This window comes from Pseudomonas sp. 2835 (genome assembly GCF_050435905.1).
Classification (GTDB): Bacteria; Pseudomonadota; Gammaproteobacteria; order Pseudomonadales; family Pseudomonadaceae; genus Aquipseudomonas.
In genome coordinates this window covers 38323-51033 of record NZ_JBNDLE010000024.1, presented here as the reverse complement: position 1 = coordinate 51033, position 12711 = coordinate 38323, and the positions used below count along the sequence as shown (strand labels likewise).

The window sequence follows — 12711 nt, the reverse complement described above, 5'->3', positions numbered from 1 at the left end:
TCCCACAGACACCGCCGAACCTGTGGGCAAAACCTTCCCCAAAAAATAAAAAAAATGAGGAACCCACCGTGATCGATTCCCTCAACCACCTCCCCCGACCGTCCGAGAACAACGCCACCCTCGCCGAGCACTTCAGCGATTTGGCGCCACCGCTGACCGCCCGCCAGGCCGCGCTGGAAGCCTCACGTTGCCTGTACTGTTTTGATGCCCCGTGCGTCAACGCCTGCCCCAGCGAGATCGACATCCCTTCGTTTATCCGCAACATCCACCAGGAGAACGTCCAGGGCGCGGCGCAGAAAATTCTCTCGGCCAACATCCTCGGCGGCAGTTGCGCGCGGGTCTGCCCCACCGAGATCCTCTGCCAGCAAGCCTGCGTGCGCAACAACCACCAAGAGTGCGCGCCGGTGCTGATCGGCCTGTTGCAGCGCTATGCCGTGGACCATGCCGAGTTTGCCCAGCACCCGTTCCAGCGCGCCGCCAGCACCGGCAAGCGCATCGCCGTGGTCGGCGCCGGCCCGGCGGGGCTGTCGTGCGCCCACCGCCTGGCCTGGCACGGCCATGACGTGGTGATCTTCGAGGCCCGGGAAAAAGCCGGCGGCCTGAATGAATACGGGATCGCCAAGTACAAGCTGGTCGACGATTTCGCCCAGCGTGAGGTGGATTTTGTCCTGCAGATCGGCGGCATCGAAATCCGTCACGGCCAGGTGCTGGGCGACAACCTCAGCCTGGCCGAGCTGCAACAGCAGTTCGACGCGGTGTTCCTCGGCCTGGGCCTGAATGCCGTGCGCCAGTTGGGCCTGGCCAACGAGGCGGCGCCGGGCATGCTCGCCGCCACCGAGTTCATCCGCGAACTGCGCCAGGCCGATGACCTCACCACCCTGCCCGTCGCCGACCGTTGCATCGTCCTCGGCGCCGGCAATACCGCCATCGACATGGCCGTGCAAATGGCCCGCCTCGGTGCCCGCGACGTCAACCTGGTGTACCGCCGTGGCGTCGAGGACATGGGCGCCACCGCGCACGAGCAACACATCGCCAAGGACAACCAGGTACGCCTGCTGACCTGGGCCCAGCCAGAGCAAGTGCTGCTCGACGATCAGGGCCGGGTGCGCGGCATGCGCTTTGCCCGCACGCAGTTAAGCGATGGCCGCCTGCAGCCAACCGGCGAGACCTTCGAACTGGCCGCCGACGCGATCTTCAAAGCCATCGGCCAGGCCTTCGATGCCAGCGCCTTGAGCGACAGTAGCGGCCAGCAGCTGGCCCGCGAGGGCGAGCGCATCCGCGTCGACGAGCAGCTGCGCACCAGCCTGCCCGGCGTCTATGCCGGCGGCGACTGCACCCAGCTCGGCCAGGACCTTACCGTCCAGGCCGTGCAGCACGGCAAGCTGGCCGCCGAGGCCATGCATGCGCACCTGATGCTCAATGTGGAGGCTGCATAATGGCTGACCTGTCGATCGAATTCGCTGGCATCAAGGCGCCCAACCCGTTCTGGCTGGCCTCCGCACCGCCCACCGACAAGGCCTACAACGTGGTCCGCGCCTACCAGGCCGGCTGGGGTGGCGTGGTCTGGAAGACCCTGGGCGAAGACCCCGCCGCGGTCAACGTCTCGTCGCGCTACTCGGCGCACTACGGGGCCAACCGCGAGGTCATGGGCATCAACAACATCGAGCTGATCACCGACCGCTCGCTGGAAATCAACCTGCGCGAAATCACCCAGGTGAAAAAGGACTGGCCCGACCGCGCGCTGATCGTCTCGCTGATGGTGCCGTGCGTCGAAGAATCCTGGAAAGCCATTTTGCCGCTGGTCGAAGCCACTGGCGCCGACGGTATCGAGCTCAATTTTGGCTGCCCCCACGGTATGCCCGAACGCGGTATGGGCGCGGCGGTCGGCCAGGTGCCGGAGTACGTCGAGCAGGTTACCCGCTGGTGCAAGACCCACTGCTCGCTGCCGGTGATCGTCAAGCTGACGCCGAACATCACCGACATTCGCCAATCGGCCCGCGCCGCACACCGTGGTGGCGCCGACGCGGTGTCGCTGATCAACACCATCAACTCGATCACCAGCGTCGACCTCGAACGCATGGTCGCCCACCCCATCGTCGGCGACATGAGCACCCATGGCGGTTATTGCGGCTCGGCGGTCAAGCCGATCGCCTTGAACATGGTCGCCGAAATCGCCCGCGACCCGGCCACCCACGGCCTGCCGATCTGCGGCATCGGCGGCATCGGCAGCTGGCGTGACGCCGCCGAGTTCGTCGCCCTCGGCTGCGGCGCGGTGCAGGTGTGCACGGCGGCGATGCTGCATGGTTTTCGCATCGTCGACGAGATGAAGGACGGCCTCTCGCGCTGGATGGACAGCCAGGGCTACCGTAGCCTCAAGGAATTCCAGGGCCGCGCGGTGGGCCACACCACCGACTGGAAGTACCTGGATATCAATTACCAGGTGGTGGCCAGGATCGACCAGGCCGCGTGCATCGGTTGCGGCCGCTGCCACATCGCCTGCGAAGACACCTCGCACCAGGCCATCGCCAACCTCAAACAAGCCGACGGCAGCCACCGTTACGAAGTGATCGACGCCGAATGCGTGGGCTGCAACCTGTGCCAGATCACCTGCCCGGTACAGGACTGCATCGAGATGGTCCCGCAGGACACCGGCAAGCCGTTTCTTGACTGGCTGCATGACCCGCGCAACCCCTATTGCGAAGCGTCCTGAGGCAGGCAGTAAAAACAGCGAGGGAGGCCTGGCGGATCTCCCTCGCTGAAGGCAATCGTAGCGCTGCACGAATGCCTATATCATGACGGTTACAGGAAAATCCCCCCGAGGAAGGAATCGTCATGCTTTACCGCCTGGGCGCCGATGGTCTGGTGCTGTTTCATTTGTTGTTCATTGTGTTCGTGCTGTTTGGCGGTTTGCTGGTGCTCAAATGGCGCGGCGCGATGTGGTGGCATCTACCGGCGATGTGCTGGGGCATGGCCGTGGAGTTCTTGCACCTCACCTGCCCGCTCACCGAGTGGGAAAACCGCCTGCGCCAGGCCTCGGGCCTGGCCGGGTACGAAGGCGGTTTCATCGAGCACTACATCTGGCCGATCATCTACCCGGCGGGGCTGACGCCAGGCATCCAGCTGGTGCTCGGTTCGGTGGTGGTGCTGGTCAACGGCCTGGTTTACCTTCGCGTTTTGCGCCAGTGGCAGGCGCGGCGTCAGCAGCGCATTGCCTAGCGGGTTGCAACGATGAACAAGCGCGGAAACGGCAACAGCACCGTGCCATCCGCGGCAGGCGGATACGCCTGCTCCATGGCCTGCAGGTAGTACTGTAAAAAGTCTGCCTGCTCCTGCGCATCCAGCACCGCCAGATACGGCCGCAGCGCCGAACCCTTGAACCACTCCACTACCGCTGGTGCACCACCTGCCAGCGGGTGGTAATAGGTAGTGCGCCACACGTCCACGCGCCGGCAATGGGGGCTGAGCACATCGTAGTAATAGGCAGCGGTGTGCCGTGGCGGCAACTGCAGATCACCGACCTTGCCGGCCCATCTGCCCAGTTTGGCGATCTCGCGAATCTGCCGGTGGGCCGGCTCGTCGAGGTTGTCGGGGGTCTGGATCGCCAGGCTGCCACCGGCCGTCAGTTGGCGCACCAGGTGCGGGTACAGCAGCGCGTGGTCGGGTAGCCACTGCAGCGAGGCGTTGGCGAGGATCACATTGACGCCCTGTGCAGCGCTCCAGCTACCGATGTCACCCACCTCGAACGCCAGCTGCGGCAAGCGCTGGCGGGCGGCGGCGATCATGTCTTCGCAGCTGTCCAGGCCGGTGACCTGCGCCTCAGGGTAGCGGCTGGCGAGCACTTGCGTGGAGTTGCCCGGGCCGCAGCCCAGGTCCACGGCGCTGGCGACTGTGTGGTTGGGCAGCGCCGCCACCAGGTCGCGCACCGGGCGCGTGCGTTCGTTCTCGAAGGTGCTGTATTGCGCAGCTGACCAGGTCATCGCAGGTTCCTTTAGTGGCCTTGGGAATAGCGTGCCCCTAGCATGCCGGTTACCCGCCGATTAGGAAACCTCGCGCAGCAATGCCGCCAGCTTGCGCCCGGCAAAACGCTGCTGCGCAGCGAAGCGATTACCCTCAAGGCCGGTTCCGGCTAACATGGGCGATTACTTCACTTGCCGGAAGCCTGCCATGAGCCTGACCATCCGCCCCGCGCGGCGCGAAGACGCCGCCCAGATCCTCGCCTTCATCACCGAGCTTGCCGACTACGAACGCGCCGTCCACGAAGTGATCGCCTCCCAGGCCGATATCGAACGCACCCTGTTCGACGACGGCGCCAAGGCCCTGAGCCTGATCTGCGAGCGCGACGGCCAGGCCATCGGCTATGCGGTGTACTTCTACAGCTATTCAACCTGGCTGGGACGCAACGGCATTTACCTTGAAGACCTGTACATCACCCCTGAGCAACGCGGCGGCGGCGCCGGTAAGCAGTTGCTGCGCCATATCGCCATCGAAGCCTGCGAGAACGGCTGCGGGCGCCTGGAGTGGAGCGTGCTCGACTGGAACGAACCGGCCATCCAGTTCTATAAATCCCTGGGCGCCCTGCCCCAGGATGAATGGGTGCGCTACCGCCTCGAAGGCGCCGGCCTTGAGGCTTTCGCCCGCGGTTGAATGGCTGGGCAAGTGCGGCGCGATCGGCTAAGGTGCGCGCCTTGCCCCACTCTCGCCTTGCCAAGGAATGCACTCAATTGAAGGCTCTCTTTCGCTCCCTCCCGTTACTGTGCCTGGGCGCTGCCCTGGCGGCCTGCAGCGCCACCCCCGCCGACCCGGTGAGTTTCAAGGAAAATGGCCTGTATGGCATTAAGGATGCCAGCGGCAAGGTCATCGTGCCCCCCTCTATCGAACTGCAACCGACCTACCACGAAGGCATGGCAGCCGTTCGCATCAACAACAAATGGGGCTATATGGACCGCAAGGGGCAACTGGTCATCCCGACCCTCTACAAGCGCCCCGGGCCGTTCAGCGATGGCCTGGCAGGCGTCTGCCTGACGTATTCCGAGTGTGGCTACATCGACACCCGGGGCCGCACCGTGGTGCCGTTCGACTATGACTGGGTTGAGAGTTTCAGTGACGACCAGGACGGCTTGGCGGTGGTCGCCAAGAACAACCGGTACGGCATGATCAACCGCAAGGGCGAGCAGATCATCCCCCTGCGTTTCAACTCCCGGCCCCTTATCGATAAGGGCCTGGTGTTGCTGAACGACGGTGACAGCGACAAAAGCGGCCTGATGAACACAGCCGGCAAAGTTGTGCTGCCCTTCGAGTACGACGCCATCGCCTACAATGTCTGGGGCGGGCGGCTGGTCAACGACGGTCTGCTGACTGTGGCCAAGGAAGGTAAATGGGGCTTCGTCGATCTTTCCGGCAAGCTGGTGCTGCCGTACATCTACGACAACCGGGGCTTCTTCCGGGACGGCCAGGCCATTGTAGAGCGCGACGGCAAGCACTACCGGATCGACCGCAAGGGCAACGAAACGCCCTTGGAATACGAGCCATTGAAGCTACCCTGAGAGTATTTCCAATGATGTAAGCCTGGTGCACAGGAGTGCTGCCCATGGTCGTCAAAGCCAATAGCCAGACCTTCACCATCCTCGCCCAGGACCCGGCGGTGCGTAATGCCCGCGGCGAACTGCTGTTCGCCCGGGTCAGCGTGCCGCTGGAAACCCTCGGCCCGGGCCCTACCGGCTACCGCCTGAAGGTGGTCGACTTCGACGCCTCGCGCAACCAGCTGTACCACGCCCACCCTTACCAGCAGGACGCCGCCAGCGGCGCGATGATCGACCCCTTCGACCCGCCCGGCGAGGCGCTGCTGGGTAACCCGGCGTTTCATTGCCAGCACGTCTACGCGGTGGTCATGCGCACCCTGGCGCGCTTCGAGATGGCCCTGGGGCGCCGGGTCGGCTGGGGTTTCGAGGGGCATCAACTGCACGTGGTGCCGCATGCCTTCGTCGAAGCCAACGCCTTTTACTCGCGGGCCGACCGCGCCTTGATGTTCGGCTATTTCAAAGGCCTGGACGGCCAGCACGTGTTCACCTGCCTGTCCCACGACATCGTCGCCCACGAGGCCACCCACGCGATTCTCGACGGCCTGCGCGGCGGTTTCATGAATGCCTCGGGGCCGGATCAGGCAGCCTTCCACGAAGGCTTTGCCGACGTGGTGGCGCTGCTGTCGGTGTTTTCCCTGCGCGAAATCATCGAGTACGCCCTGACCAATGGCGAGCGCATCGAGCTCACCGTACAGGGCGATCGCAGGCTGCTCAACGGCGACCAGCTGAGCCCGCAGAACCTTGCCGAGTCGCTGCTGTTCGGCATTGGCGAAGAGTTCGGCCAGCAACTCGAAGGCCTGCGCGCCAATGCCCTGCGCCGCTCGGTGATGCTGCCGCCGTCGGCGGATTACCTGAGCGACGAGCAGTTCGCCGAAGCCCACAACCGCGGCGAAATCTTCGCCGCCGCCATGCTTCGGAGCATGCTCGCGCTGTGGGTGGCGCGCCTGGGCGAGCTGGGCAATTTTGGCGACAACCTGTACAACCTGCGCGAAGTGGTTGAAGAAGGCGCCAAGGCCGCCGACCAGTTGCTGACCATCGCCATCCGCGCCCTGGACTACTGCCCGCCGCTGGACCTGGAGTTCGGCGACTACCTGGCCGCCCTGCTCACCGTCGATGCCCAGGTGGCCCCGGACGATTCGCGCTACGACTACCGGTTGATCATCCGCACCACCTTCGAAGCCTTCGGCATCAATCCACCGCCGGCGCGCACCGACAGCGACGGCTGCTGGCACGGTTTTGCCGACAACGGCCAGGTGCAGTACCGCAACAGCCATTTCGACTCGATGCTGCGCGACGACGAAGAGGTGTTCCGTTTTCTCTGGGAGAACCGTGCGGTGCTGGGCATCGACGAGCGCGCCTACACCGAGGTGGTATCGGTGCGCCCAAGCATCCGCCTGGGCACCGACGGCCTGCTGCTGCGCGAGAGCGTGTGCGAATACATCATGAAGGCCAACATCTTCGGCGCCGAGCTCAAGAGCGTGTGCAACATCAGCCCGCGCCCGGCCTGGATCAAGACCACCGACGCGCTCACCGTCTACGGCGCCGGCACGCTGATTTTCGACCAGTACGGGCGCATCAAGTATCACGTTCAGCGCCCGCTCAATGACGGCCAGTGGCAATTGCGGCGCTTGAGCTACCTGGCAGGCCTCGATACCAGCGAGCTGGACCTGCGCAACCCGTTGGCGCAACTGCACCGCCAGCGCGCCTGGCAGGTGGGCCCATTGCGCGAGGAGCAAGCATGAACCCGACCAGCCTGACCCTCTATGCCTACCAGGTCGGTTTTGGCGACTGCTTTTTGCTGCGCTTCAATTACCCCGGTGACGGGCGCCGCCATGTGCTGATCGACTTTGGCTCCATGGGCATGCCCAAGGGCGTTGCCCAGGGCCAGCGCCTGCTGGCAATCGCCGAAGACATCAAGGCCAAGTGTGCGGGCAAGCTCGATGCGGTGGTCGCCACCCACCGGCATGCCGACCATATCAGCGGCTTTGCCAGCAACCGCACCGGCACCGCCAGTGGCGATGTGATTCGCAGCCTGGCGCCGGAGCTGGTGCTGCAACCCTGGACCGAACAGCTGGAGCTGGCTGAAGACGCCATCGCCCCCGAGCAACCCGGCCTGCGCGGCGCGCGCAGCATGGCCCAGACCCTGAAAAGCATGAATGCCCTGGCCAGCGCCGTGGTCAAACTGCTCGACCGGGGCAAGCATGGGTTGTCCGCAGAGCTGGCCAGGCGCCTGGAGTTTATCGGCGAAGACAACATCGCCAACGCCAGCGCGGTGAACAACCTGGCGAGCATGGGCAAACGCAACGCCTATGCCTTTTTTGGCAGCGAAGACGCCCTGGCCGAGCTGTTGCCCGGTGTGCGTACCCATGTCCTCGGCCCGCCCACGGTCGAGCAGAGCGCCTCGATCCGCAAGCAGCGCAGCCGTGACCCGGCCGAGTTCTGGCACCTGCACCGGCAACTGGTCGATACCCAGGTCAATGCGCCGGACGACGACCCGGGGCCCTTTGCCGACTACCCGGCGACCCGCGGCAGCAAACTGCCGATGAGCACCCGCTGGATCGCCCGGCGGGTGCGCGAAGCCCGTGGCGAGCAGTTGCTGCAGATCGTCACCGCGCTGGACAAGCAAATGAACAACACCAGCCTGATCCTGCTGTTCGAGGTGGCGGGCAAGAAGCTGCTGTTCCCCGGCGATGCACAGATCGAAAACTGGAGTTACGCACTGAGCCAGCCGGACATTCGCACGCTGCTGGCGGACGTCGACCTGTATAAGGTCGGCCACCATGGCAGCCTCAATGCCACGCCAAAAAGCCTCTGGGGCGGCTTCAACAAACGCGGCAAGGCCGGTGCGCCGCAGCGCTTGACCAGCGTGCTGTCGACCATGCCCGGCAAGCACGGCAGCCCCGAGGCCGGCACCGAAGTGCCAAGGCGGCCGTTGCTGGAGGCACTGGGCAAGGAGAGCGAGTTGCACAGTACCGATGGCTTGGAGCCGGGAAGCTTGTACGAGGAGATCGAGTTCAGCTTTTGACGATCAGGGCCCTATCGCTGGCTTGCCAGCGATGCTTTTGATCAGGGTTCAAGCCCGATCCCCCTGAGGATCACACTGGTCACCGTCTGCACCGCCCGCTCGAACTGCAGCTCCGACAGCGGCTGGTGATCGTTGAGCAGCCCGACCTGGTGGCTGAAGTCGGCGTAGTGCTGGGTCGAGGCCCAGATCATGTACAGCAGGCCCGAGGGCTCCACCGCCAGGATCCGCCCGTCTTCGATCCACTGGCGGATCTTCGCCTCTTTCATCTTCGCCCAGTCGTACAGCGGGTCGTCCAGCGCCGCGCCGAGGTTCGGCGCACCATGGATGATCTCGTTGGCCCAGACCTTGGAGCCATGGGGCCGGGTGCGCGAATGGTTCATCTTGGCGCGGATGTAGCTGCTCAGCACGATGCGCGGATCGTCATACAGTTCAAAACACAGGGCATCCTGCTTCCACACATCGAGCAGGCCGAACAGCACTGCCTGGTACAGCTCGGCCTTGGTGCTGAAGTAATAGTGCACGTTGCTGCGCGGAAGCTGCGCGGCCTCGGCGATGTCGGCCATGGCCGTGCCGGCGAAGCCTTTTTCGGCAAAGACCTTTTCTGCCGCCAGAAGGATGTTGTCAACGTTGCGTTGACGAATGCTGAGCTTGTGCTGGGCCATGGCCGAATCCGTTGCGACTGACCCTGCAAGGCTACCACTGCCGGGGCATTCGTGCGCTGCACGCAAAAAGCTTGTGCGGCGACAGGCATTTTTCTGCGCGGGCACAGTCGCAATACTGCACGTCTTGTTTATCAACGCTCGCACCGGAGGAACCCGCTCATGACTATTCCCGCCCTTGGCCTTGGCACCTTCCGTCTCAAGGACCAGGTAGTGATCGATTCGGTGGCCAGCGCCCTGGAGCTCGGTTACCGCGCCATCGACACCGCGCAGATCTACGGCAACGAAGCCGAAGTCGGCCAGGCCGTGGCCGCCAGCGGCATCGACCGTGGCGAGCTGTTCATCACCAGCAAGATCTGGACCGAGAACCTGGCCGCCGACAAGCTGATCCCCAGCCTCAAGGACAGCCTGCACAAGCTGCGCAGCGACTACCTCGACCTGACCCTGATCCATTGGCCATCACCCCAGGGCGCTGTGCCGGTCAGCGAGTTCATGGGCGCCCTGGCCGAAGCGCAAAAGCAGGGCCTGACCCGCCAGATCGGCGTGTCCAACTTCACCATCGACCTGCTGCGCCAGGCCATCGAGGTGGTCGGCAAGGACGCCATTGCCACCAACCAGATCGAGCTGCACCCGTACCTGCAGAACCGCACGCTGGTGGACTTCATGCACAGCCAGGGGATTGCCGTGACCTCGTACATGACCCTGGGCTACGGCAAGGTCCTGCACGACCCGGTGATCGAGCAGATCGCCGCGCAGCACGGCGCCACCCCGGCGCAGGTGACCCTGGCCTGGGCCCTGCAACTGGGTTATGCGGTGATCCCCTCCTCGACCCGGCGCGAGAACCTGGCCAGCAACCTCAAGGCCGGCGAACTCAAACTCAGCGCTGACGACATGGGCAGGATCGCCGCCCTCGACAGCGGCCTGCGCCTGACCAGCCCCGAGAGCCTGGCGCCAGCCTGGGACTAACCGCGGTCGGTGCAGACCTGGGCCAGTTTCAGGTACTGGAGGCTGTGTTGCCGGCCAGCGGAGTCGACATAGACCATGCTGGCCAGCACCACCTCGCAGGTGTCGCTGGCCGGTTCGCTCAACTGCAGCACCCGGGCGACATCCACGGGCATGCCATAGTGATAGACCGGCACCGGTGTGGCGGCCTCGGCCGTCGCCGCCAGCAACAGGCTCAAACCCGGCAGATAACGCAGGCTCATGGTGATTCTCCTGTGCACGCAAGCGGTTCGCCGCAGTGCCGGCGAACCTCGACCCGTTGAGTGTGGCGCGCTGCGGGCATGGGCGTTGCACCAGGGGATCAACGGCAGCGAATCAGGTAACCTGAACGCCAGATCAACGCCTGCGGACACGCCCCCTACCATGGAACTCCACATCAGCCTGCAGGGCCGCAAGGGCCTGGCCGATCAGCTCTACCAGCAACTGCGCGACGGCATCGACAGCGGCCGCCTGGCGGCCGGCACGCAACTGCCGCCCAGCCGCCTGCTGGCCGAGCAGTTGGGGGTGTCGCGCAAGACCGTGGCCGAAGCCTATTCACGCCTGACCTACGACAACCTGCTCAGCGGCCAGGTCGGCAAAGGCACGTTCATCACCCCTGCCGCCACCCGCAGCGCCTCATCCGGCACCAGCATCCCCCTGGCCAGCGCCGCCACCCTGGCCAAATGGCAGGCCCGGGCCAACCCGCTGGCCGACCTCAAACTGCCGATGTTGCGCTACGACTTTATCGGCGGCGCCTCGAGCAAAGTGCAGTTCCCCTTCGATGACTGGCGCCGCTGCAGCCAATACGCCCTGCGCCAGATCCGCCACAGTAGCGCCCGCTACAGCGCCCACCAGGGCCTGCCGGAACTGCGCGAGGCGATCGCCCGGCACATCGCCTTCGCCCGCGGCGTGCGCTGCAGCAGCCAGGACGTGCTTGTTTGTAACGGTGCCCAGCAAGCCCTCGACCTGATCGCCCGGGTGCTGGTCGAACCCGGCTGCCAGGTGGCCATGGAAGACCCCGGCTACACCCCGGCGCGCCAGTTGTTCCTGGCCCAGGGCGCCGAACTGCAATGCGTGCCGGTGGATACCGAAGGCATGTGCGTGGAGCAGATCGCCGAGGGTACGCGACTGATCTACGTCACCCCGTCGCACCAGTTCCCGCTGGGCATGCCGATGAGCCCGGCACGCCGCCAGGCTTTGCTCGAACGCGCCGCAGCGCTGGGCGCGATCATCATCGAGGACGACTACGACAGCGAGTTCCGCTATGAAGGCCGGCCCACCGACTCGCTGCAAAGCCTTGACCGCCACGGCCTGGTGGCCTATGTCGGGACTTTCTCCAAGACGCTGTTGCCGGAGCTGCGCCTGGGCTACTGCATCGTCCCCGAAGCGTTGCGCGAGGCGATCTGCATCGCCAAGCAACTGACCGACTGGCACACCCCGACCCTCAACCAGTGGGCCCTGGCGCAGTTCATCAGCGAAGGCTCGCTGCAAAAACACATTCGCCGCGTGCACGAGGTCTATGCCGCGCGCCGCGAACGCATCCTGGCCCGCCTGCAGGGTGATCTTGCGCCCTGGTTCGAGGTGGTGCCGGCCACTGCCGGTTATCACCTGAGCGCCCTGGCCCGGGGCAACCTGGACGTGGCGTTTTTGATCAGCATGGCGCGCAAGGTCGAGGTCGGCCTGTATTCACTGGCGCCCTTCCATGCCCGCGTACCGGTGCGCCAGGGCCTGCTGCTGGGCTTTGGCGCCATCGAACGGCTGGACATCGACCCGGCCCTGGACCGCCTGCGCGACGTGCTCCAGGCCCTTGACTGATTGGCCTCCTGACAAAGGGCAAAATTGGCTATTCGAGCACGCCGGACCTGACGGTAAGGTAGCGCCATCGCCGCCTGTGGCGGACCTTATCGGAGAGCAGCAATGAGCAATCGTATCGAATGGGCCAAACACTCGCCTGAAGCCTACAAAGCCATGGTCGGCCTGGAAATGGCCCTGGGTAAATCGGGGCTTGAGAATTCGCTGCTGGAGCTGGTGCGCCTGCGTGCTTCGCAAATTAATGGCTGCGCCTACTGCGTCAACCTGCACGCCAACGATGCGCGCAAAAGCGGCGAAAGCGAAGCACGCCTGCAGACCCTGAGCGTGTGGGACGAAACCGAATTCTTCAGCCCGCGCGAGCGATCGGCGCTGGCCTGGGTCGAAAGCCTGACCCGCCTGCCCGACCAGCGCGCCCCGGAGCACCAGTACCGCGCGCTGCTCGAACACTTCAGCGAAGCCGAAGTGGTCAACCTGACCCTGGCCATCGCCACCATCAACGCCTGGAACCGCTTCGGCGTCGGCTTTGCGATGATTCCTGGCTGATCGGTACTGTGGGAGCCGGCGTTGCCGGCGATGAGGCCAGGCCAGCCAGCACATCAGGTGCTGGCTGGATCGCGACCGCTTCGCGGTCGATCGCCGGCAAAGCCGGCTCCCA

13 protein-coding genes are annotated in these 12711 nt (G+C 64.9%); 10 read left to right on the top strand and 3 right to left on the bottom strand.

Annotation, left to right across the window (positions count from 1 at the left end; translation table 11 throughout):
* Positions 1 to 68 precede the first annotated feature (68 nt).
* The 3 genes from ABIE20_RS24385 (at position 69) to ABIE20_RS24375 (ending at position 3216) form a co-directional block, all read left to right on the top strand.
* Entirely contained in the window at positions 69 to 1436 is a 1368-nt protein-coding gene (locus ABIE20_RS24385) for an NAD(P)-dependent oxidoreductase (RefSeq protein WP_429507901.1), read from the top strand.
* Positions 1433 to 2710, top strand: a complete 1278-nt coding sequence (preA, locus tag ABIE20_RS24380; protein ID WP_429507936.1) for an NAD-dependent dihydropyrimidine dehydrogenase subunit PreA — start codon at positions 1433 to 1435, stop codon at positions 2708 to 2710. The genes ABIE20_RS24385 and preA overlap by 4 nt, the downstream gene beginning before the upstream one ends.
* 122 nt (positions 2711 to 2832) lie before the next feature.
* Complete coding sequence (locus tag ABIE20_RS24375) at positions 2833 to 3216, top strand: DUF2784 domain-containing protein (RefSeq protein ID WP_429507900.1); 384 nt, start codon at positions 2833 to 2835, stop codon at positions 3214 to 3216.
* On the opposite strand, the gene tam is transcribed toward ABIE20_RS24375, so the two are convergent.
* Positions 3213 to 3977: a trans-aconitate 2-methyltransferase gene (gene tam, locus ABIE20_RS24370; protein WP_429507899.1), complete on the bottom strand. Its 765-nt coding sequence runs from the start codon at positions 3975 to 3977 to the stop codon at positions 3213 to 3215. The genes ABIE20_RS24375 and tam overlap by 4 nt on opposite strands.
* A gap of 187 nt (positions 3978 to 4164) precedes the next feature.
* On the opposite strand from tam, the gene ABIE20_RS24365 reads away from it, so the two are divergent.
* The 4 genes from ABIE20_RS24365 to ABIE20_RS24350 all read left to right on the top strand — a co-directional run bounded on the left by ABIE20_RS24365 (position 4165) and on the right by ABIE20_RS24350 (position 8604).
* Positions 4165 to 4644, top strand: a complete 480-nt coding sequence (locus ABIE20_RS24365) for an N-acetyltransferase family protein (RefSeq protein WP_429507898.1) — start codon at positions 4165 to 4167, stop codon at positions 4642 to 4644.
* 77 nt (positions 4645 to 4721) lie between these two features.
* Positions 4722 to 5543, top strand: a complete 822-nt coding sequence (locus ABIE20_RS24360) for a WG repeat-containing protein (protein WP_429507896.1) — start codon at positions 4722 to 4724, stop codon at positions 5541 to 5543.
* A gap of 44 nt (positions 5544 to 5587) precedes the next feature.
* Positions 5588 to 7321: a hypothetical protein gene (locus tag ABIE20_RS24355; RefSeq protein ID WP_429507894.1), complete on the top strand. Its 1734-nt coding sequence runs from the start codon at positions 5588 to 5590 to the stop codon at positions 7319 to 7321.
* Complete coding sequence (locus tag ABIE20_RS24350; RefSeq protein ID WP_429507893.1) at positions 7318 to 8604, top strand: MBL fold metallo-hydrolase; 1287 nt, start codon at positions 7318 to 7320, stop codon at positions 8602 to 8604. Before ABIE20_RS24355 ends, ABIE20_RS24350 begins: the two co-directional genes overlap by 4 nt.
* A gap of 41 nt (positions 8605 to 8645) precedes the next feature.
* Here the strand turns inward: ABIE20_RS24350 and ABIE20_RS24345 are convergent, their stop codons facing one another.
* Entirely contained in the window at positions 8646 to 9266 is a 621-nt protein-coding gene (locus ABIE20_RS24345) for a TetR/AcrR family transcriptional regulator (RefSeq protein ID WP_045194080.1), read from the bottom strand.
* Positions 9267 to 9425: 159 nt separating this feature from the next.
* Here ABIE20_RS24345 and dkgB point away from each other — a divergent pair, with 159 nt between their 5' ends.
* On the top strand, positions 9426 to 10229 hold the full coding sequence (dkgB, locus tag ABIE20_RS24340; protein WP_123566328.1) for a 2,5-didehydrogluconate reductase DkgB: 804 nt from the start codon (positions 9426 to 9428) through the stop codon (positions 10227 to 10229).
* On the opposite strand, the gene ABIE20_RS24335 is transcribed toward dkgB, so the two are convergent.
* Positions 10226 to 10468: a DUF2790 domain-containing protein gene (locus ABIE20_RS24335; protein WP_429507891.1), complete on the bottom strand. Its 243-nt coding sequence runs from the start codon at positions 10466 to 10468 to the stop codon at positions 10226 to 10228. The two genes, dkgB and ABIE20_RS24335, sit on opposite strands and share 4 nt — an antisense overlap.
* Before the next feature lie 160 nt (positions 10469 to 10628).
* Between ABIE20_RS24335 and ABIE20_RS24330 the strand changes: the two genes are divergently transcribed.
* Both ABIE20_RS24330 and ABIE20_RS24325 read left to right on the top strand, forming a co-directional pair.
* Positions 10629 to 12059 (top strand): PLP-dependent aminotransferase family protein, encoded by a 1431-nt coding sequence (locus ABIE20_RS24330; protein ID WP_429507889.1) that lies wholly within the window; start codon positions 10629 to 10631, stop codon positions 12057 to 12059.
* A 102-nt stretch (positions 12060 to 12161) separates the two neighbouring features.
* Positions 12162 to 12599: a carboxymuconolactone decarboxylase family protein gene (locus ABIE20_RS24325; RefSeq protein ID WP_429507888.1), complete on the top strand. Its 438-nt coding sequence runs from the start codon at positions 12162 to 12164 to the stop codon at positions 12597 to 12599.
* Positions 12600 to 12711: the final 112 nt, after the last annotated feature.

Excerpts from the sequence above, each read along its gene's own strand:
- ABIE20_RS24375 (WP_429507900.1), top strand. The coding sequence starts at position 2,833 with ATGCTTTACCGCCTGGGCGCCGATGGTCTGGTGCTGTTTCATTTGTTG.
- tam (WP_429507899.1), bottom strand. The coding sequence starts at position 3,977 with ATGACCTGGTCAGCTGCGCAATACAGCACCTTCGAGAACGAACGCACG.
- ABIE20_RS24365 (WP_429507898.1), top strand. The coding sequence starts at position 4,165 with ATGAGCCTGACCATCCGCCCCGCGCGGCGCGAAGACGCCGCCCAGATC.
- ABIE20_RS24355 (WP_429507894.1), top strand. The coding sequence starts at position 5,588 with ATGGTCGTCAAAGCCAATAGCCAGACCTTCACCATCCTCGCCCAGGAC.
- ABIE20_RS24350 (WP_429507893.1), top strand. The coding sequence starts at position 7,318 with ATGAACCCGACCAGCCTGACCCTCTATGCCTACCAGGTCGGTTTTGGC.
- ABIE20_RS24345 (WP_045194080.1), bottom strand. The coding sequence starts at position 9,266 with ATGGCCCAGCACAAGCTCAGCATTCGTCAACGCAACGTTGACAACATC.
- dkgB (WP_123566328.1), top strand. The coding sequence starts at position 9,426 with ATGACTATTCCCGCCCTTGGCCTTGGCACCTTCCGTCTCAAGGACCAG.
- ABIE20_RS24335 (WP_429507891.1), bottom strand. The coding sequence starts at position 10,468 with ATGAGCCTGCGTTATCTGCCGGGTTTGAGCCTGTTGCTGGCGGCGACG.
- ABIE20_RS24330 (WP_429507889.1), top strand. The coding sequence starts at position 10,629 with ATGGAACTCCACATCAGCCTGCAGGGCCGCAAGGGCCTGGCCGATCAG.
- ABIE20_RS24325 (WP_429507888.1), top strand. The coding sequence starts at position 12,162 with ATGAGCAATCGTATCGAATGGGCCAAACACTCGCCTGAAGCCTACAAA.